The sequence below is a fragment of the Enterococcus malodoratus genome (assembly GCF_027659535.1).
Taxonomy (GTDB): Bacteria; Bacillota; Bacilli; order Lactobacillales; family Enterococcaceae; genus Enterococcus_A; species Enterococcus_A malodoratus.
Genome location: NZ_JAQDPG010000002.1, coordinates 297,716 through 318,906, shown reverse-complemented (window position 1 = coordinate 318,906; position 21,191 = coordinate 297,716). Strand labels below are relative to the sequence as shown.

The 21,191-nt window shown below is 41.6% G+C and carries 20 protein-coding genes; 4 read left to right on the top strand and 16 right to left on the bottom strand.

The window, feature by feature from the left end; translation table 11 throughout:
- The first annotated feature begins 76 nt into the window (after positions 1-76).
- The 3 genes from PGP85_RS04915 to PGP85_RS04905 are packed head-to-tail and all read left to right on the top strand — an operon-like array spanning position 77 to position 1,928.
- Positions 77-874, top strand: coding sequence for a bifunctional hydroxymethylpyrimidine kinase/phosphomethylpyrimidine kinase (locus tag PGP85_RS04915; protein WP_270326391.1), 798 nt, complete (start codon positions 77-79; stop codon positions 872-874).
- The gene (locus PGP85_RS04910; RefSeq protein WP_010739156.1) at positions 871-1,365 is read left to right on the top strand and encodes an ECF transporter S component; all 495 of its coding nucleotides are present in this window, start codon (positions 871-873) and stop codon (positions 1,363-1,365) included. The genes PGP85_RS04915 and PGP85_RS04910 overlap by 4 nt, the downstream gene beginning before the upstream one ends.
- A gap of 23 nt (positions 1,366-1,388) precedes the next feature.
- On the top strand, positions 1,389-1,928 hold the full coding sequence (locus tag PGP85_RS04905; RefSeq protein ID WP_010739157.1) for a TIGR01440 family protein: 540 nt from the start codon (positions 1,389-1,391) through the stop codon (positions 1,926-1,928).
- A gap of 51 nt (positions 1,929-1,979) precedes the next feature.
- Here PGP85_RS04905 and PGP85_RS04900 read toward each other — a convergent pair whose 3' ends face one another.
- The 16 genes from PGP85_RS04900 to PGP85_RS04825 all read right to left on the bottom strand — a co-directional run bounded on the left by PGP85_RS04900 (position 1,980) and on the right by PGP85_RS04825 (position 19,329).
- Complete coding sequence (locus PGP85_RS04900) at positions 1,980-4,211, bottom strand: AAA family ATPase (protein WP_270326389.1); 2,232 nt, start codon at positions 4,209-4,211, stop codon at positions 1,980-1,982.
- A gap of 26 nt (positions 4,212-4,237) precedes the next feature.
- On the bottom strand, positions 4,238-4,717 hold the full coding sequence (locus tag PGP85_RS04895) for a DUF6530 family protein (RefSeq protein WP_090407980.1): 480 nt from the start codon (positions 4,715-4,717) through the stop codon (positions 4,238-4,240).
- Between the two features lie 192 nt (positions 4,718-4,909).
- Positions 4,910-5,755, bottom strand: a complete 846-nt coding sequence (locus PGP85_RS04890) for a DegV family protein (protein ID WP_270326386.1) — start codon at positions 5,753-5,755, stop codon at positions 4,910-4,912.
- A 79-nt stretch (positions 5,756-5,834) separates the two neighbouring features.
- Positions 5,835-7,019 (bottom strand): LCP family protein, encoded by a 1,185-nt coding sequence (locus PGP85_RS04885; RefSeq protein WP_010739161.1) that lies wholly within the window; start codon positions 7,017-7,019, stop codon positions 5,835-5,837.
- Between the two features lie 96 nt (positions 7,020-7,115).
- Positions 7,116-7,964 (bottom strand): prephenate dehydratase, encoded by an 849-nt coding sequence (gene pheA / locus PGP85_RS04880; RefSeq protein ID WP_010739162.1) that lies wholly within the window; start codon positions 7,962-7,964, stop codon positions 7,116-7,118.
- Entirely contained in the window at positions 7,964-8,467 is a 504-nt protein-coding gene (locus PGP85_RS04875; protein WP_010739163.1) for a shikimate kinase, read from the bottom strand. The genes pheA and PGP85_RS04875 overlap by 1 nt, the downstream gene beginning before the upstream one ends.
- A gap of 52 nt (positions 8,468-8,519) precedes the next feature.
- A complete protein-coding gene (gene aroA / locus PGP85_RS04870; RefSeq protein WP_010739164.1) occupies positions 8,520-9,791 on the bottom strand; it encodes a 3-phosphoshikimate 1-carboxyvinyltransferase in 1,272 nt (423 codons plus the stop codon).
- A 4-nt stretch (positions 9,792-9,795) separates the two neighbouring features.
- Positions 9,796-10,869, bottom strand: coding sequence for a prephenate dehydrogenase (locus PGP85_RS04865; RefSeq protein WP_010739165.1), 1,074 nt, complete (start codon positions 10,867-10,869; stop codon positions 9,796-9,798).
- A gap of 16 nt (positions 10,870-10,885) precedes the next feature.
- The gene (gene aroC / locus PGP85_RS04860; RefSeq protein WP_010739166.1) at positions 10,886-12,046 is read right to left on the bottom strand and encodes a chorismate synthase; all 1,161 of its coding nucleotides are present in this window, start codon (positions 12,044-12,046) and stop codon (positions 10,886-10,888) included.
- A gap of 18 nt (positions 12,047-12,064) precedes the next feature.
- Positions 12,065-13,111 carry a 3-dehydroquinate synthase gene (gene aroB, locus PGP85_RS04855; protein ID WP_010739167.1) on the bottom strand — a complete coding sequence of 349 codons (1,047 nt, stop codon included), beginning with the start codon at positions 13,109-13,111 and terminating at the stop codon, positions 12,065-12,067.
- A gap of 16 nt (positions 13,112-13,127) precedes the next feature.
- Positions 13,128-14,168, bottom strand: coding sequence for a 3-deoxy-7-phosphoheptulonate synthase (gene aroF, locus PGP85_RS04850; RefSeq protein WP_010739168.1), 1,041 nt, complete (start codon positions 14,166-14,168; stop codon positions 13,128-13,130).
- Between the two features lie 21 nt (positions 14,169-14,189).
- Positions 14,190-15,068, bottom strand: coding sequence for a shikimate dehydrogenase (gene aroE, locus PGP85_RS04845; protein ID WP_270326382.1), 879 nt, complete (start codon positions 15,066-15,068; stop codon positions 14,190-14,192).
- Positions 15,069-15,650: 582 nt separating this feature from the next.
- Positions 15,651-16,433 carry an ABC transporter ATP-binding protein gene (locus tag PGP85_RS04840; protein WP_010739170.1) on the bottom strand — a complete coding sequence of 261 codons (783 nt, stop codon included), beginning with the start codon at positions 16,431-16,433 and terminating at the stop codon, positions 15,651-15,653.
- Positions 16,434-16,437: 4 nt separating this feature from the next.
- The gene (locus PGP85_RS04835; protein ID WP_010739171.1) at positions 16,438-17,319 is read right to left on the bottom strand and encodes an ABC transporter permease; all 882 of its coding nucleotides are present in this window, start codon (positions 17,317-17,319) and stop codon (positions 16,438-16,440) included.
- A 4-nt stretch (positions 17,320-17,323) separates the two neighbouring features.
- Positions 17,324-18,334 carry a tryptophan ABC transporter substrate-binding protein gene (trpX, locus tag PGP85_RS04830; RefSeq protein ID WP_010739172.1) on the bottom strand — a complete coding sequence of 337 codons (1,011 nt, stop codon included), beginning with the start codon at positions 18,332-18,334 and terminating at the stop codon, positions 17,324-17,326.
- Positions 18,335-18,768: 434 nt separating this feature from the next.
- Complete coding sequence (locus PGP85_RS04825) at positions 18,769-19,329, bottom strand: hypothetical protein (RefSeq protein ID WP_010739173.1); 561 nt, start codon at positions 19,327-19,329, stop codon at positions 18,769-18,771.
- A gap of 174 nt (positions 19,330-19,503) precedes the next feature.
- On the opposite strand from PGP85_RS04825, the gene PGP85_RS04820 reads away from it, so the two are divergent.
- Entirely contained in the window at positions 19,504-21,171 is a 1,668-nt protein-coding gene (locus tag PGP85_RS04820; RefSeq protein ID WP_010739174.1) for a phosphoenolpyruvate carboxykinase (ATP), read from the top strand.
- Positions 21,172-21,191 lie beyond the last annotated feature (20 nt).

Sequence of the window (21,191 nt, the reverse complement as noted above, 5' to 3'; positions counted from 1 at the left end):
ACTAGTGAGCAGATTGATCATCCTGTATTGATTAATTCGATACAAATAAACGAATGAACTTATGAGGAGCTTTTTTATGACACAAACAGTTCTGACAATCGCTGGTTCGGACACTTTAGCCGGCGGCGGATTGCAATCAGATTTAAAAACTTTTGAGAATTATCATTTATTTGGCCTTACCGCGATTACTTGTATCGCAGTGGTCAAAAATAACCAATTTGAGATAAACGATTTATCATCAACACTTTTTCGAGAGCAACTGACCACCGTCAGTGAAAATTTAGACTTGGCCGGAATAAAGATCGGTTTGGTCCATCAATTGGATTCCCTTGATATCGTGAAGAGCTTTATTCAAGATTTTGAGGGTCCGATTGTACTAGATCCAGTAATGGCATTTAAGGAAACTGATCAAGTATATGGTCAGGCCTACCGCAACAAATTAATCGAATTATTTCCCTTCGTTACGATTGTCACACCAAATTTGAAAGAGGCTGAAATACTCAGCCAACAGAGAATTACCAATTTAGCTGAAATGGAACAGGCGGCTCAGAAAATTATAGCTTTGGGTGCCTCTTCTGTGGTAATCAAAGGCGGCGAACGTCTTTCCGGTGAACTGGCTTCTGATTTATTCTATGATGGCGATCAGTTTGAATTCTTTTCTAAACCCAAATTAACTGAAGTGACTATTAATGGTGCTGGTTGTACGTTGGCGTCAGCAATTACCGCCAATTTGGTTTTAGGCAAGGAATTAGTAACAGCAATCAGTGAGAGTAAAGAGTTTGTTTATCAGGGAATCAAAAATGGTGTTCGGTTAAAAAATGGCGAAGGAAATGTCTGGTTAGGTGACAGTGTGAATGCGGGGGTTTTGGTATGAAAACAAGAGAAATGACAAAACTTGCGATGATGGTTGCGTTGACTGTGACGCTGTCCATTCTTTTCATTATTCCAATTCCTGCCACCAAAGGATTTGTCACACTTTGCGAGGTTGGAATCTATGCCTCTGCGCTGCTTTTCGGTCCAACCGGCGGGCTTATGGTTGGGGCTTTAAGCGGCGGATTGATTGATTTGATATCTGGCTATCCCGAATGGGCGATTTTTTCAATCCTCATTCATGGTATCCAAGGCTTCATTTTGGGTTATCTTTATAATAAGTTTCCCAACAAAAAAGGTCTTACATTAGGCTTCCTATTCGCAAGTCTATTTATGATCACTGGTTATGCCTTAGCAACTGCGCTTTTATTTGGCTGGCCAGCGGGCTTGGCTTCATTGCCGGGCAATAGTGTTCAAAATATTTTCGGTATCGCGGTGACGGTCCCTCTTTTTCAAGCGTTACAAAGAGTGCTACGCCATCCTCAATATAAATAGTTCACAGAAAGAAGTTATTTAAAATGGAAAAAGAAAAGTTACAACAACAACTAACAACAATCGTCAACGATGTCTTGGATGCGGCAAATCTTAAGGCTGGCGATGTTTTTGTATTAGGCTGTACCACGAGTGAAATCGTTGGCGGAACAATTGGAAAAAACTCTAGCCAAGAAGTTGGCCAATGGGTGATCGAGACTTTGAAATCTATTCTTGATCCTAAGAAAATCTATTTGGCGGTTCAAGGATGCGAACACATTAATCGTGCCGTAGTTGTCGAGCGAGAGCTTGCCGAGAAAAAAGATTGGGAGATTGTTTCAGTCAAACCAGCATTACATGCGGGCGGTTCATGCTCTGTTGCTGCGTTTGAACAGTTCAGCGATCCTGTAGAGGTCGAGCACATCGTTGCTCAAGCCGGAATTGATATTGGTGATACTTCTATCGGCATGCATGTTAAATATGTGCAAGTGCCAGTACGTCCTTCAATTAAGGAATTAGGCGGTGCCCATGTAACTGCTTTACGCAGTCGTCCAAAATATATTGGCGGTCCTCGCGCAACGTACTAAAAATTTTAAAAAGCTAAAAATCCCTGCGAAGAAAGATTCGCAGGGATTTTTTTAGACAAAACGTGCAATCAATTGCAGGAGTTGTTGCGACAATGTCGAAATATCTGAAATATCAACAAAATTATTTTCGCCATATAGCGTCCGGAGCTGTTCTTTATCTTCGCCGATAGCACAAGCAATAAACAGAATTCCCTTCCGTTCATAGTCAGCTAAAACCGCTTGGATATCTTGTCTGGCTTTTTCACCCGAATAATCAGGCAAAGCTTTCGGTTGGCCGTCACTAATAGAGAGTAAAACTTTAGTATCGGCAGCCTGTTGACTAAGCTTTTCTGCCAATAGTCGTAGTGGCACACCGTCACGATTATTCTGTCGAGGTTTCATGGTCGCAATCTTTGCTGCCATAAAGTCATAACCATCATCGAATTCTTTGTAGGAGTAAATCGACGTTTTTTCCCGCTGACTAAGATCGGCCGAGTCGCCATACAACATCAATGGAATATTGGTCTTTTCAGCAAATAAACTTAACGCAACTGCCGCTAACTTGGCATTTTGAATTCGATCATCACGCAGCATCGATCCTGATTCATCGACGCGCACGGCCAGAGCCAATGAAGGTTGTTCATTTGGCGGATTTTTCTTGTCGAAATTCCGCAAATCGCCGTATGCGACATGACTTGGATTGAATCGTGAGCCGTAATACTTGCCGCCAGCATAGTCATTGCTGACTTCTTTGTTCAATAGATCATTGATTACACGACTTAAGCTTTCTACTTCCGGCGAAACCATTTTGGTCAATTCCTGGCCGTTTTTGATCGCGGCTTCATTGATCGTTGGACGATGAAGAATCGTTCCTTCTTTCGCGTGGATCGTTTCTTTCAAACTCTCACGAATTTCACGGTTGAGCTCTTTTCGTTTAGTCTTATCTATCTCAGTAAGTTCATCAAGCGACATCGCCGAACCAATCTTATCTTCTTCATCAATTGACGCTGATTGACTTTGAGCATCGGCATCACTTCGTTCCGCCTCATCAGAGATACTTGCCGCTTCTGGTTGTTTTGTTTCCTCAGGTGTAGCTTCTTCTGTCTCGATCGTTTCTGGTGCTGTTGAGGAACCAGCATCCTGCGCTTCACTTTTCAGAGTGGCTTCTTCGGACTCTTCCGTAATATTCCGCAGATCTGCTTCGTCCTGACTGATTCTTCTTCCTTGCCGCAACTTTTGTTGATTCTTTACTTGTTGCAGTGCGGTTAATAACTTACTTTGTTCCAAGGCATCTTGTAATATTTTTAATTCTGTTTCGTCGGTGGTCAATTTATAGAGTACTTTTGGAAAGATACTTTCTAAAGGATCTTGGCCTTGTTTCAAACTGTTGACCCAGAAAAAATACGAGCGCATGCCAGCGACTCCTTTGATTGCGTTAGCTTTGGCTGTTTCATCTAGTAAGCGAATAATTTCCGCCATGATCTCTAGATACTCTCGATCCGTAAAATTAGTCTTAGCGATCGCACGTTCGATCATAACTTCAATCGAAGGCAAGTCCATTTTTTCGGCATGCTGTACGCGGTCACGCAAGGATTCATTTAACGGACGGTTTCCCTGATAATTACGATTAGTCGTAATAACAACAATACAATCCGGATGTCTCCGAATGATCCCAGTAGGAATATTCAATAAGCCGTTTGGTTCCAACGCGGAGTTTAAAGCAACTAGGACAGAAGCATCGCGAATCACTGTTGGTTCTTGAATTTCAAGTAAATAGCCTTTTTGCATCGCGCGAACGATTTCTGAGGGATAAAATTTATAGTCGACACTGGCAGCTTTTTCATCGCTATCTAATCGTTCGATCAGCTTGCTTAATCGTTCCTTTGCCTGATTGGCATCAATTTGAAAATGGGTTTCGATCACTGACAAAACGTCTTGTAAAGAATCCGTTTGATAAATAGCCTCCAGTAATTCTTGATCTTCGTTATCATCACTCGAAACAACAGGTAATAGCGCGCCAAAAACATCTGTCTTATCCATATCCGCAAAACAAGTCACTTTTGTATACGGCAGCTGTAAATCAGCCGAAAGTGCTCGAGCAAGTTGTGTCTTTCCTGATCCGGCATCTCCTTCCAGCAAAATATTCATAATCTTCATTTCAGGATCAAGCCAATTATTTTTGATCTCCGCTGCGATTCTTATTTCTTCCTGACTCGTTTTATGACTGGACGGTTTTTGCCAAATCATTTGTTCTTCTAACTTTGTAAACTTTCGTTCCTCTGTTAGGACAAAAGTCTTATTCATGTAACTCACCTCGCAAATCGAAATTTTTAGTAGCCTAGTTCGTCTAATAGACGTTTTAATGTGCGGTACCGTTGTGCGATCAAGTCGCCGTCTTTATTCATCGTATCATTAAATAAAACGATATCTTCATCGATCTTAGGATTTTCCGTATCTACTTGGACCTCCATTCGGCCTCCCTGCAGTCCAATAATTTCAACCTTAGGATTTTCAGGATCGTAAAATTTTTCATAGCGATAGGCATCTTGCAAGTAAATACTGGATTGTGCGACTAAAATCGCTAAATCCAGAATACGTGTTATCGGTAATTCTTCTGATTGGCGTGACCATTTTTCACCCGTATGACGCCAAACCTTCCCTGAAATGTCGACACGTCCGCGATCGTTCCATTGAGCTAATCCTAAAGTCAGACCTTTGGCATCACTTTCCCAAGCATGATGTCCATCAATTTTATCGTAATCTTCTACTAAAAAGACCGGTTTATGTTTTAAATTTGTTGGGATCTTCATTCTAATTCCTCCTAATTTCAAATAAAGCCGTTAAAAAATCGGCTTATTTTAAATCTAATTATCCAATTATACAGCATTCACTAATTTAGTAAATTACTAAACTACTAATGAAGTCAGAATACGCAATTCAGGCAATTTATGCAAACAAAAAACTCACTAAACGTCCTCAATAAGTCGTTAGTGAGTTTTTGTTTATTTTGCGACACCAAGAGCAATGGCTTTATCGCCTAAATGCGTACCGATAACGGGACCAAATGTGCCGATATCAATCGTTGCATTGGGATATTTTTGACTTAATTTCTCATATTCTTGCTGAGCTAGTTCAGGGTTATTGCCGTGAATGACAAAAATCCTTAAGTCTCCTTGATTCTCCTGACGGCGTTCCTCAATAATCTCTTCTGTACGCTGCAGGGCTTTTTTTAGAGAACGGATCTTTTCAGCTAAAACAATTTTGCCATCTTCAAAAGTTAAAATCGGTTTGATTTTTAGTAATCCACCAATAATCGCAGCACTATTAGTCAGACGACCGCCACGAACTAGATTATCTAAATCGTCAACGATTATATACGCATTCGTGGTATCGCGAATAGTATCAATTGCGGTCAATACTTCCTCCAATGAACGCTCTTGATCGCTCATTTCCAAAGCTTTCTCTACCATATAGCCCATCGGAACACTCGTGATCTTTGAATCATAAGGAACGATCTGCAAGCCATCGATATCATCCTTAATTGCAGTCAGTGTGCGAACAAAGCCTGAAATACCTTCAGACAAATGGATACTGATAACAGTGTCATAGCCTTGCTCTTTAATCGAACGGTACAACTCATAAACTTCTCCAAGAACTGGTTGAGAAGTTTTGGGGAAATCTTTGCTGCTTTTTAACTTTTGATAGAACTCTTCATAACCAATATCCACGCCTTCTTCAAACGGTTGATCGTCAATAATGACAGGGATTGGGATAATAAATAGATCTTTATGATTGCGCATGCGTTCATTCAGATAGGCGGTACTATCTGTCACGATCGCTAATTTCATATTCGCTTCCTCGTTTCAATCAAAATTTACAATAATTATAATATAGCATACTCAAAGAATCATGGGAATCAAAATCCCGTTACTTCCCTAAAAAGCCTTGAGCAGACTGCGCATTTTGGTTCGTATCAACGGCAAGCGCACTACCGGCATTATCCGTATCAATGTAGGACCATGAGCCATCAACCGGCAATGTTAAACGATCGATCCCTCCGACAGCTTTGGCAAAATTGAGGAGATGTGATACCACATACGTATTCGGCATATCCGTTGAGAGATATCCCCAAATTTTACCAGCGGCATAAGGACCGCGCAATAATACTAGTGGATTGATCAGCTGTCCAAAGACGGATTGCATAACTTGCTGTTGTCTGCGCACACGTCCAAAATCCCCTTCTTCGTCCATTCGAAAGCGGGCGTAGTTCAATAAGGTATGACCATTCATCCGCTGCGGACCTTTACTGATCGGTGCATCAATATAGGAACTCATATCCTTTTCCGCGTCAATTTGAACTCCGCGAGGAAATAAGGCATCCACTCCTTTTTCAAAGGTTTGGAAATCCACCATCGCGTAATAGCGGCAATCAATGCCAAAATTTTCTTTTAATGTTTGGCGAACAAGGTCAGCCCCACCATAGGCATAAGCCGCATTCAGCTTATTCTGTCCGACTCCGGGAATGTTGACATACATGTCCCGCATAAAGGAGACAAGCTTAGGTTTTCCAAAACCGTCGACTTGCAAAACCATCATTGAATCCGACCGACCGCTAATATTGTCTCGCGTGTCGCTGCCTAAGAGTAAAATATTTCGTTTGCCGTTTTCTGATTTCACGCCATTGAATTCCTGCGTCTCGATCTTTGGCATGGAAGAATCATGCTTTGCGGCAAAATTACCAATCCCAAAAGAAATCACAGAGTAGCCTAAAATCGCGATCAGAATCATGACTAAAGTTCTGCGCCAGCGTCGCTTTTTCTTTGGCTTTGGTTCATACGGGTTTTTTGGTTTTCGTTTAAATGGATTTTTTATGCTTGGCAGTTTAAACCCAAATTGCTTTTTCTTTGGTTCTTGATAATGATCTTCATAGTAAAATTCCTCTTCTGGTTCACGAAAAGGTTCTTTCGGTTGCTCATAAACGGGGTCTTCATACCGGGCTTTTTCTGATGCGGCTTTTGGGTCTTTTTTCATCTCACGTCGAAAGCCCAAAGGTTTTTTCTCGTCCTTCTGACTCTCCTCGTGGATCTTTTTATATTTATCCATTCGGCTCATAGTGCACCTCTTCATTTCATTACTATTATTAATAAAATAGCAAATCATCTGCCCTTTGTCTTATTTTTACCAAAAAAAATTAGAAAACCTTAACTACTAAGATTTTCTAACTTTTGGAATATAAGTTGGGTAATCACCAATTAATGTGACAGAAAAATTTTGTTTTTCTAGTTGATGCAGCACCTTCTGAAGTTTCCCATCCTCAGGTGTTTCTAAATCAATGATAAAGAAATATTCCCCTAATTTGGTTTTTTGTGTGCGCGACTCAATTTTGGTTAAGTTGATTTTTTCTGCTGCAAAAATTGCCAAACATTGATACAGTGCCCCCGGATGATCTGCCGCTAGATCAAATAGCAGAGTTGCTTTGTTCTGCCCTTGAGGTAAATCGCCTTTCAGTGGTTTAGCGCCTAACACCCAGAAGCGGGTTTCATTTTCACCAATGGATTGAATGTTTTCTTGTACAATACTTAAACCAAATTGTGTTGCGGCATCTCTAGATCCAATCGCCGCGTATTTCATAGCTGGGTTGTCAGCAACCTTTTGTGCCCCTTGTGCAGTAGATCCTGTTTGTTCAATATCAACAGTCGGAAAATGATTCATAATGAATACTTGGGATTGTGCCAGAGCTTGCGGATGGCTGCAGATCAATGCTGTCTCCTCCCATGAATCAGCATGGGTAGGATGAACCATCAATTGCTGCTGAATTGGCAACACGATTTCCGCTTGAATCGTCGGTAATGTTTGAAAGATCAAATCCAAGGTAGGTAATACCGAGCCCTCAATAGTATTTTCGATTGGGACGACACAATAATCCAAAGTACCTTTTCTTTGTTCTTCAAGCAAAGCCGTCAAAGAGTCATATGGAAGCAGCTCTTCCTCTGAAAAGAAATTTGCTGCCGCGCTATAAGTAAACGATCCTCTAGGTCCTAAATAGCCAACTTCCATTAGGACGCGACCTGTTGAATGATTTCATTAACGATCTCTTCAGGCAATTTTTCTGAGGTATCTACGGTGATTTTAGCTAACTTTTCATAAAGTTTTTCTCTCGAAAAGAACAATCTCTTCAAATCCCCATCGTCATTTTTAATCGCTAAAGGACGAACATTTACTTTATCTTCACGAATACGTTGAACCAAGATATTCGCGTCAGCCTTTAAATAAACAACCAATTTATCAGATAAAACTTTTTGGTTTTCTTTTTGTAAGATCACGCCTCCGCCAGTCGCGATAACTGATTCCTCATTTAGCGCTTCTTTTAAGAGGTTGGTCTCATGCTCTCTAAAAGACGGTTCTCCATGTTCTTCAAAATAATCGCTGATCGGCTGACCAATGCGCTCAACCAAGACATCATCCATATCCACCACACGAGTATTCAGTGTAGCGGCAAGTTCTTTACTGATCGTTGTTTTTCCGGCTCCCATAAAGCCAATTAAGACGATTGATTCCATTAGACATTCTCCTTCTTCATTTAAGGTACTCATTTTCAGGCCAGTTATTATTCTAGATTAATGAACTCAAGTCAGTGAAAAAATCTGGGTAAGAAATATTAATCGCTTCAGGATGACTTAACTCCACTGCTTCTTCTGTCAATAGAGCGGCAACCTGCAGCATCATTCCGATACGATGATCGCCATGACTGTCGACGGCACCGCCATGCAAAGGTGTTGGACCATGAATAATCATCCCGTCATCGGTGGTTTCGATGTTCGCACCCAGCTTGTTTAGTTCTTTTGCTGTTGCATCGATCCGATTTGTTTCTTTCACCTTTAATTCTTGTGCATCACGAATGATTGTTGTTCCTTCTGCTTGTGTTGCTGCCAAAGCAATAACTGGCAGTTCATCAATCAAGCGTGGAATGATCTCTCCGCCAATCTCGCTTGCCTTTAATGGCGCATTCTTAATCAATAAGTCAGCCGCTTGGTTCTGCTGGTCAAATCCGACTTGTTGAATATCTGCTCCCATGTCCTGCAAAACATCTAAAATACCAGTACGTGTTGGATTTACACCGACATGCTTCAAATGGAGATCACTTTCTGGCAATAAGCTGGCTGCAACTAGATAAAAGGCTGCAGAGGAAATATCTCCTGGCACGGTCACTTCTTGGCCAACCAGCTTTTGTCCCCCCGATACAGTGATTGTTTTGTCATCAACTGAAATCTCTCCGCCGAATTGCTTGATCATTTCTTCTGTATGATTGCGTGATTTTTCTTTTTCAATAATAGTGGTCAAACCTTCAGCTTGTAATGCTGCAAAAAGAATCGCAGATTTTACTTGGGCGCTGGCGATCGGCATTTCATAAGAGATAGCTGATAAGCTGGTTCCTGTAACTTCGATTGGCGGAAACTCGCTTCCGTCTTTGCCTTGAAGGTTTCCTCCCATCGTTCGTAAGGGTCCCATGACTCTTTCCATTGGACGGCGGTTCAATGAAGCATCTCCGGCAATTTTTGAATCGAAAGGCTGCCCTGCCAATATTCCTAAAACCAAACGCATTGTTGTTCCGGAATTTCCGGCATCTAAGATATCTTTGGGCGCCTTCAGATTATTGAATCCTGCACCTTCAACAATTATATCTTCCCCATCATCTTCAATCTTTACTCCTAAGGCCTTAAAAACAGCAACACTGCTTAAACAATCCTCAGCTCTTAAAAAATTGTGAATAGTTGTTCTTCCATGACTGATCGCACCAAACATAATGCTGCGATGAGAAATTGATTTATCTGCTGGTACGGTCAATGCACCCTTTAGCCCTGTTTTTGTTTTCAATAGTTCCATTTGTTCAACTCCTTCTGCGACAACGAAAATCTGCTGCTTCAATTAGCAGTTGCCCTTTTTCCAAGTCTGCCTGATTTTTGAATGAAAGTTCGAAAACACCGAAAATATCTTCCCGCGTTTCTTGGATTTTCAAATTGATAATTGAGATATCAGCGTCACTCAAGATCGTCATAACCTTGGCGATCGCACCTGCGATATCTGGTATGTCGACGTAAAGATCATAGAATGCTGGAATAACTCCATGATCTTTTGCAGGTAAGTGATCGCGAGAGTGCTTTGCCTGACTGAAAAAATCATAGATGGCAGGTTGGTCTTCCTGCACTAGGCTTTCACGAACCTTGGACATTTCTTCCTGCCAACCTGTAATCAACTCTAGCAGGATAGTCCGATTGGTTAATAAAATATCCGTCCACATTTGCGGGTCTGATGAAGCAATCCGAGTAATATCACGGAACCCGCCGGCGGCCAATTGGCTCGCTCGCGGATGCTCCTCTGCCAACTTGTCACTCATTCTTACCAAACCTGAAGCCACGATGTGAGGCAAATGACTCAAAACACCTACGATTTCATCATGAGATTCAGGTTCGATCACCACGAATTTTGCTCTCGTCGGCTCTAACAGTTCAATTAGAGGTTCCGCATCGGTTCCTTCTGGCGGTGTCAAAATGTAGTAAGCTTCTTCAAAAAGATTTGGATTACCTGCTTTGACACCAGATTTGTGCGATCCTGCCATCGGGTGACCGCCGATAAAGGTAAATGGCAATGTCTTTGCTAATTTCATTACTTCATTCTTTGTGCTGCCTGTGTCAGTGACGATTACCGATTCTTTCAGCGGCAAACGCGCCAGCTCGTGCAAATAATGCAATGTGGATAGAACGGGTACGGCTAAAATAATCACGTCCATCTCAGGTGCTCTTTCAATAGAAGCAATTTGATCAACTAGTCCAACTTCACTTGCAATTTCGCGGGTTTCTTCCGAATAATCCCAACCAAAAAGCTCGATTGTTGGATTTTTAATAGCCCGACAAAGTGAAGCGCCAATTAAACCAAGTCCTAAGACGAACACTTTCTTTCTCATAGACGTACCCTCTCTCTTAAAAGTTTTTGATAGCTTCTCGGTATTCTGCTACCGCTTGTTGCAATTCATCGATCGTATCGGATGAGAATTTTTCTAAAATTTCTTCTGCCAATACTGTAGCAACGACATGTTCTGCTACGACTGAAGCGGCTGGTACCGCTGTGCTGTCTGAGCGTTCAACACTCGCTTTGTAAGGTTCTTTTGTATCAATATCGACACTCATTAGTGGTTTGTATAAAGTCGGGATCGGCTTCATAACACCCCGCACGATAATTTGTTCGCCGTTGGTCATTCCGCCTTCGAAACCACCAAGATGGTTACTAGTACGGCTGTACCCTTCATCCCAAACGATTTCATCCATAACCTTCGAGCCTGGTTGTCTGGCTGCTTCAAATCCGATACCGAATTCGACACCCTTAAAAGCATTGATGCTCATCATGATTTGTGCAATTTTTCCGTCCAGCTTGCGATCCCATTGAACGTAGCTGCCTAATCCTGCCGGTACATTGTCTGTTCGGACTTCTACAACGCCGCCAATTGTATCCCCTGCTTTTTTAGTTTGATCGATCAATTCTTTGACTGACTCTTCGACTGTTTCGTCTACCATATTGACTTCTGATACGGTTGCCTTTATCTGAATCTCTTTGACACTCAGTTCCTCTGGCACAGTCGCCTCAATCCCGCCAAGGATTGCCACATGACTGGCGATTTCGATATCGACGGCCGCCAAAATTTGTTTGGCGATGGCACCCACTGCTACCCGCATTGTGGTTTCGCGAGCAGAAGAACGCTCTAGAACATTGCGTAAATCGCTATGATGGTATTTCATTCCGCCGACTAAATCAGCATGACCGGGACGCGGCTTTGAAACGCGGCGTAATTTTTCATCTTTTTCTGCTACGGCTTCGACTGACATGACCTTCTGCCAATTTTTCCAATCGCGGTTTTCTACAATCATCGTGATTGGAGAACCTAAAGTTTTGCCATGACGGATGCCAGAGGTGATCCGGACTTGATCCTTTTCGATCTTCATTCGTCCACCGCGGCCGTACCCGCCTTGTCTGCGAGATAATTCGTGATTGATTGCTTCAACGGAAAGTGTTAGCCCTGCTGGAACACCTTCAATGATCGTAGTTAATTCTGGTCCATGAGATTCTCCAGCTGTTAAGTAACGCATAAACTACTTCCCTTCTACTTATAAAAAGTCTTTGATTTCTGTTAGTTTGATTTTTTGAATATAAGCTTTACCGATGTCTTCTAGTAAAATAATGTTTAAACTGTTTCCCCGCGCCTTTTTATCATGGGTGATGGCGGAATAAAACTCTTCAGCGTTCCAAGGCTGATACTCGATTGGCAATTGATATTTTTGATTCATCGCCATGATCTTGTTGGTGATTCCAGCTGGTGAAAGGTTCTTTTCCTCCGCCGTCTGGGATATCTTCACCATTCCGATCGCAACTGCTTCACCATGGCTGATTTTTCCATAGCCGGCAGTGTTTTCGATCGCGTGGCCGATCGTATGACCAAAGTTCAACAATAAACGTGACCCATTATCGAACTCATCTTCTTCTACAACTGTTTTCTTCACTTGCAGAGCTTTGAGAATGATCGCTTCACTATGGTCTAAAAGATCTTGGATTCCTGTTAGTTTCTCAAGGTCTTGCCACAGTGAAGCATCACTGATTGCCCCACATTTGATGATTTCCGCGATGCCTTCACGAACTCGAAGTTCGGGCAGCGTATTTAATGTCTCTGGATCGATCAATACACCATCAGGTTGAGCGAAAGTACCAATCATATTTTTAGCCATACTTGAATTCACTGCTGTCTTTCCGCCAATACTAGAATCGACTTGAGCTAGTAATGAGGTCGGTATCTGAACAAACGCGATACCTCGCATATAAGTAGAAGCAACGAAGCTGGCCAAGTCGCCAACAACACCTCCGCCCAAAGCGATGACAGCGTCACTGCGAGTAAATTGCTGATCGGCTAGAAAATCGTAAAGGTTATTCGCCATTTTCAATGATTTGCTGCTTTCACCTGCGGGTACTGTATAATGGCATACCTCGTAGTCGGCTAATTGCTGCTTGATTTTTTTCCCGTAAATCGGAAAAACATGTTCATCGCTGATAATCGCGATTTTTTTATTTTGCCAAAGTGAGGCGATCCATTCGCCCACAGAATCTAAGGCATGACGTTTTACAATGATCTCATACGTTTTTTCTGGTAAAACAATTTCCATGAAACGTTCCCCCTACTTAGATAAGTGAAGCTTCTTTTGTCAGTGCTTTAACCTTTTGCATCGCTTCAACCATGATCTCAACTTCACTCATCATTGTAAGGTAGTTTTTCTCATTCAATGATTGTTCACCATCAGACCATGCGTGCAATGGATCAGGATGGATCTCGACGATCATACCGTCCGCTCCACTAGCAACACCTGCGCGAGCCATTGGGGCAACTAGGTCCCAAACGCCTGTACCGTGACTTGGGTCAACGATGATTGGGAAATGGCTCAATTTTTTGATTAATGGCACGGCACTTAAATCGAAGGTATTCCGTGTCGCTGTTTCGTAAGTACGAATCCCGCGTTCAATGAAAATGATTTTCGAATTGCCTTGAACAGCGATGTATTCAGCGGCATTCAACCATTCTTGGATCGTACCTGAGATTCCGCGTTTCAAGCCGATTGGTTTACCTGTCTTACCAACTGCTTCTAATAAGCGAAAGTTTTGCATGTTTCGTGCACCGATTTGAATGATATCAGCGTATTCGCAGACAACATCGATATGAGCTTCATCCATAACTTCTGTGATTACCTTTAGGCCATGAGCATCAGCGGCTTTGCGCATGATCTTCAAGCCTTCTTCACCTAACCCTTGGAAAGCGTATGGAGAAGTACGAGGTTTGTATGCTCCGCCGCGTAAGATTTTTGCTCCGCCGGCTTTTGCCATGCGTGCTGTTTCCATAATTTGCTCTTCGCCTTCGACTGAACAAGGACCAGCCATTGTTACAAAGCTGCCATCACCAATTTTTACGCCATCAACATCAACAACCGTATCTTGTGGATGGAATTCTCTTGACGTTAATTTGTAGGTGTTTGAAATCGCTACTGCTCGTTCAACAACACTGTATGCTTGAAACGGCACATTTTGAATAATCTTTGGATCTCCTAGCAGACCTAAAACTAAACGATCTTTTCCGTGATTGATTTGTACACCTAAACCCTCTTCTTTAATGCGAGATAAGATGGGTGATAATTCTGATTCCTGAATACCTTTTTTTATAATTAAGATCATAGTAAAAACTTCCTTCACTTTTTATTTTTTAATTTCTTTTTCCAATAATGGTTGGATTTGTTCGACGGGCATTTCCTTGCCTGTCCATAAGTTGAATGCCGCAGCTCCTTGATAAAGCAGCATGTCTAAACCATTAACTGCTTTTGCTCCGGTTGCTTTCGCGGCTTTTAACAATTTGGTTTCACCTGGATGATAGATCACATCGAAAACTGGCAAGTCTTTTCTTAGCAGTCCTTCATTTGGCAAAGGCATTTGATCTGTCTTTGGCGCCATTCCAATATTGGTGGCATTGATCAATAGACTGCTTGCTGCTAAAGAGTCGGCCAATTGTTTTTCATCTGTTAAATCGTGCAGTTGAATTTGACAGTTGGTTTCTTCAGCAATCATGGCCAGTTTCGGTTCGATTTTTTGATAAAAGTCATCTTTGATGTTAAAAACATCAATGGCTTCTACGCCGTCGATCGCCGCTTGTGTGATAATCGCGGTGGCGGCACCACCAGCGCCAAGAATCGTCATTCTCTTGCCGATGATCTCAATTCCGTTTTGCTTCAAACTTTCCATACAGCCGATGCCATCTGTGATATGCCCGATTAACTTACCATCTTGGTTCACGATGGTATTGATTGCCCCGATCAAGCGAGCTGCCTGACTGAGTTCATCAACATATTTGACGGCTTCCATCTTGTGAGGCATCGATAAATTGATTCCCAACATTTCAAGATCGCGAATGGCTTGAATACTTTCGCCAAGTCTTTCCGGCTGAACGTCAAAGCTTAAATAGACCGCATCAACCCCCGTTGCCTGGAACGCTGTTGTGTGCATCATTGGTGAAAAGCTGTGCCTTGCCGGCAGTGCAAACAAGCCAGCTAAACGCGTTCTTCCTAAAATTTCATTTTCCATCTTTCCTCACTCCTATTCCTAAATAATTTTTTCTGACATGAAAAATTTTATCAATCGTATACGATTCCTCTAATCTGCTAAAGCAGAAAAAGTAACTCGCATCCTTCCATAACACTAGTCAACCTTCAATCAGCTACTTAAAACCAGCTATTTCGGAACCAATGAACTTATTTTCCAAAAACCGGAAAAATAAATTTATTCTCTTTTCGCGTATGCTTCCACTAATCGTGCTGAAGCCCGACGTGGAAGCCACAAAAAAGGCCCACTGTAGAAAATCTACAATGAGCCTAGTCTCCCAAAAAATACTAAAGAAAAAGCCACTATAGATTTTCATCTATGTGGCATTAAGTCGAACTTAATATCCTTAGCCATCATAGATACAAACTTGTTGTAGTCTGCATCCATGAATCATGAACACAAACCTATCTAAAATAGCTAAAGTAATAATTATTCAGTTGTGTGTGCGTACTCTTATTCTTATTCATAAAAACCGCTCCAAACTGATTTAAGATTGAACTTAGTATAGATTTGTTTTTCTGATAAGTCAACCCATTACTTTAATTTTCTGTAAAAAAGTTTTTTTTACATTACTTCAGCTACTGTCTCGCTCTCTTCAAATAGCAGGAATAAATCTGCTAACGTCATCCGTTCCTTCTCTTCCCCTCGGATGTCTTTGATGATTTCCCCTTTTTCCATAACGATCACGCGATCGCCGTAATGCAGAGCATCTTCCATTTTATGGGTGACCATCAAACAGGTCAGATTTTCTTCTTTGATTCGCTGATCAGTCAGCGTCATTAATTGCTTCGCTGTTTTCGGATCGAGTGCAGCTGTGTGTTCATCTAATAGTAATAAGTCGGGTTTCGTAATTGTCGCCATCAGCAAACTTAAAGCTTGTCTTTGTCCGCCGGAAAGAAATCCTGTTGGTGTATCGAGGTGGTTCTCCAGACCGTTGCCGATCAGTTTGCACAATTCACGATACATTTCTTTCTTTTGGTTTAATTGCCGTTGACGCAATCGCCGTTTTAGTCCGCGTTTTTCTGCTAATCCTAAATTTTCTGCTACCGTCAATCGTGGTGCCGTCCCCATTTTCGGATCCTGAAACACACGAGAGATCGATGTCGCACGCTGTTCTTCAGAAAGTTTAGTTAAATTTTTTCCCATTACTGAGACGGTTCCGCTGTCTAATTGCAGGTTGCCGGAAATACTATTAAACAGAGTGCTTTTCCCTGCGCCGTTTCCGCCAAGGACAGTGACGAACTCTCCGGGAGCGATCGTCAAATCGACATTGTTCAGGATTCTGCGCTTATCATTGACGCCGTTGCTGATGGTCTTGCTCGCGTTTCTTACCTCTAATGCGTTCATACGATCACTCCTCCTTTTCCAATCCAGTTTTCAAATTCAAGGCTTCTTTCAATCTTGGAATCATCAAGCACAATGCCAAAATGATTGAAGAGAAAATCTTCAAATAAGTTGTATCTAATCCAACTTTGATGATGATTAAAATCAATAATTGATAAATGATACTACCTAAAACGATTGCGACAAGTCTTTCAACAAAAGTGACTTCACCATACAGGACCTCACCGATGATGATCGAAGCTAGACCGATAACGATTACACCGACCCCTTTACCGATATCCGCATAGCCGTCATTTTGTGCAATCAACGCGCCTGATAGAGCAATCACACCATTTGATAAAGTCAAACCGATCACTTTCATGCGATCTGTGTTGATACCGATCGAACGCGCCATATTTTCATTATCGCCAGTAGCGATATATGCTTGACCAAAATCTGTAAAAAAGAAAAACAGCAGCAAGACCACGATGATCACGATTGCGATCAAGCCTAACAATACGATATCAAAATGATCCGGCAGATTTAGGTTCGTAAAGAAATCTTGAATCTTTGGCTGCTTCAACAAGGAAAGATTCGGTGTCTGCATAATGAAAAGCATCACCGAGTTCAATCCTGACATGACTAAAATTCCAGCTAAGATGACCGGGATTTTTCCTTTAGTGTAAAGCATGCCCGTAATAAACCCGGCACACATACCTGCGACGATTCCTAAAAGTGTCGCGAGAAACGGGGATACGCCGTTAGTGATCGCCGTTACACAGACTGCTCCGCCTAACGGAAATGAACCCTCTGTTGTCATATCCGGGAAATTTAGGATCCGGTACGTCATGAAAATACCTAATCCTAAAATACCCCATAAAAATCCTTGTCCTATCGCTGAAATTACCATTTGTCTACTCCCCTTTAACTACTTCTGCTTTTTCTTTGATTTTATCTGGAATCGTAATTCCTAATTCTTTGGCTTTTTCTTCATTGATAATCATATCGCCATAATCGATTACATTGACTGGTGTGTCTGCTGGTTTTGATTTACCGCTTAATACATTAGCAGCCATTTTTCCAGATTCAACACCTAGCTCAAATTGATTTTGTCCCACAGTTGCGATTCCGCCTTCTTTCACCATGTTGTCCACCGAAACAAACACAGGCTTCTTCGCTTTGTCTGACTCACTGATCATTGTTTGGAAGGCACTGGCGATCGTGTTGTCTTGCGGGATGTATAAGTAGTCTGTTTCTTGACAAGCTTGCTGTGTGATCTGAGCGATATCATTACTTGAACTGATCGCATATTTCTTTACAGTCAAGCCCTCTTTGGTCGCACGTTTTTCGGCCCGGTCAATTTGTGATTTAGAGTTTTCTTCTGAAGATGAGTAGATCATTCCAACGGTTTTTGCATCAGGGAACATTTCTTTCGCCATATCTAATTGCTGATCAACCGGCGTTAAATTATTTACACCTGTGATATTTCCACCGGGATGCTTCAAATCTTTGACTAGACCCGCTCCGATCGGATCGCTGATCGCTGACATGATGATCGGCTTGTCGCTAGTCGCGTTGGCCAATGCTTTGGCTGCGGGAGTTGCAACACCAATTAAGACATCCGAGTTTTTTTCTAACAGTTGTTGGCTCATGCTGTTCAATTTACTTTGATCACCTTGACCGTTTAAAAATTCAATTTTGATATTCTTGCCGTCTTCATAGCCCTCATCTTTTAATCCTTTGATCACACCGTCTTTGATTTGATCTAACGATGGGTGACTGATGAATTGCAAGATACCGACAGTCTTCATTTCTTCCTTATCTGCTGTAGCGTCTGTTTGACGCGAACCCATTTGATAAGCGAATACCCCGATTAGTACAACTGCTAACGCGATGATTGATCCAATAATTCCTTTATTTTTCATGATTAATTCCTCCGGTTTTTGTTTTTTTGATGGTACTGGTCTTGAAGGCTGCTAACTCACTAGTAGTTTACTAGCTGTAGCACGATTAGAAAAACTGGCAAAAAAAGACAACTACCCCAAATTTAACGGTAGTTGTCTTAGAAAAAACAAAAACCGCATAGATATAGTCTCTATGCGGGAATAAGCATCAAAAAATATCCAGCATAGATACAAAATTTAGAAGTTGCCTAAACGTTGTATCTATGAGTGAATTCATAAATACAACTTATCTACGCCAGTTTTGCCAGCTATTCAATTGATTAGATAAGTTTGCGTGTCTCATGAATGTCACTCCTTTTTCTTTTTTAAGGTTGAGGTTAGTTTAGCCGAAAAAAAATCGACTGTCAACTCTTTTTATTAAAAAAAACTCATTTATTTTATTCGTACTCTCATTTTTACTTTTTAAGGTCCCACATCGGTAAACGATTCAATTCAGGAATAAATTCATTATTCAAATCCGCTAAACTCTCAACTACAAAACGATTCTTCTCTTTTCCATTATGGAAGAAGATGAAGGTCACCTGTCGGGGATCAAGTTTATATTTTTGGGCAATCGTCTCGCTATCATAGACAATTGGATAATAATAAAACTTGCGATTAAGCATCGTTTGTTGATTGGGATCATCTAAGACGGTCATTACATTTCTAAAAGAAGTCCCGTCTGGTTGGCTGAACATAATCGAAATCGCCTTTGTATCCTTTATTTTCTGATCGACCGTTTGATACTCCAAAGGGATTAAGTGGTCCGATTTTAGTGAATCAAAAACTAACTCATCTAGTTGGTCTTGCCGAATTGTCTTTTGAGCAAAAGCAGCTGAGGTAGAAAAAATAATCGCAAAAATGACTAGCCCAGCCAAAATTGCTAAGGTGCGGCGTTCATTTTCCGATACTACTATAATAAAATTCCGCCAAAAATTAAGTATTTTTTCTTTAGCAGTTGCTAAATATCGTTCCATAATAACGCCTCCCTTCTTATCATTATATTATTTTTTTCTTAAAAGCGCTACCAGCAAGGATGGATTTCACTTTTTTTATATATTCAGGAAGCGCATCGTGTTTTATATTGGATTGTTAGCGTTTTATTTTAATGATATTATAATAATGATAATTCATTTTAAGGAGGTTTTATGATGAGCAGTATTGAACATTTTTCACGTAATGAGATAACAAAGAGTAATCGGCTTCTTTCCAGTATTCGCAGTGTGATCGAGACGGCGTTCTATGGAAATAATGTCTCGCGGATTCGCCATCTTACGGATGCTTACGCGTTGGCTAAGGCGAGTCCAGGAACGATCACGACGGATCTTGATGTTGCCTATACGAGTAGATTGCAGCTTCCTACAGATGCCAAAGTCTTAGTGACGAATGATGGAAAAATCGTTGGACGAACAGCTGCCGCTCGACGCATTATCGGTCAACAAGGAATCGACAGTGCTTTTTATAGTGAGCTTTTAAGAGAAGCAGTTTTCAATGCCCGGTCTAAAAAGTTTTACTCCGGTGAAGTTATCGTGGGTTTGGATGAAGAATTCACGGTTAAATCGCATTTGATGTTGCCGGCCGACTACAGTCCTAACCTCTACTCCTATTTACTAAACTTTCAGATTGGCGATGCCAAGCATCTTTTCTATCAGCAATCAGATGAAATTCATACAGGCGACATTTTCATTTTTGCTGACCCAGATTGGGAGCATCCTGACTTCCCGGATGGCGTGGTCGTGATTGATCCGCTGCATAATTGTGCCGGTATTTTAGGATTGCGCTATTTCGGCGAATTGAAAAAAGCGACTTTGACGTTGGCATGGGCAACTGCTCATCGTAACGGCTTCCTTGCCTGCCATGGCGGGATGAAGCAATACCTGTTAGAAGATAAAAAATATACAATGGCCGCCTTTGGCTTATCAGGCTCAGGCAAATCAACGATTACGCTGGCGAAACCTAAAAATAAAGGTGAAGTTCATGTTCTTCATGATGACGCATTTGTTATTTCGAAGGAAAAAGGGTCGACGACTGCTTTAGAGCCGGCCTATTTTGATAAGACACAGGATTACCCGATGACTAGCGAACAGATCAAATACATTGTCACGGCTCAAAACGTCGGAGTTACTTTGGATGAACAAAATAAAAAAGTTTTAGTCACAGAAGATGTTCGTAATGGGAATGGACGCAGCATCAAGAGCCGCTATGCTACGCCGAATCGTGTGGATCATATTGCGGAAAAGGTCGACGGTCTGTTCTGGATCATGAAAGATGACAGCCTACCGCCATTGATCAAGATTGAAGACCCTTCCCTTGCCGCAGTTTTTGGTGCGACGCTCGCGACGAAACGTTCAACCGCTGAAAATGTAGTTGGCGAAGTCGCCGATCAATTGGTGATCGAACCTTTCGCAAATCCGTTCCGCTGTTATCCTTTACAGGAAGATTATCAAGATTTCAAAGAACTGTTCCAAAAACAGAAGACTGCTTGCTTTATTTTGAATACAGGTGATTTCAAGGGACGTAAGGTTACCCCCGAAGAAACCCTAAGCAGTATTGAGAAAATCATCGACGGGTCAGCAAAGTTCAAGCCTTTTGGTCCGCTGAAAAAAATCAGTTATCTGCCAGTTAAGAAGCACGAGCCGGATTTTAATAGTCATCATTACTTGATCCATTTGATGACTCGTTTAGAAACACGTCTTGCATTTGTTCAATCGCGCAAAACGTATCAAGGCGGCTACGATCGCTTGCCAAATGAAGCGGAACAGCTGCTTTTACAGCTTTTGGACGAGCTTCACAGCTACCACGAATCATTAAGCGTCTAAACAAAGTTAAGGATCTCCAG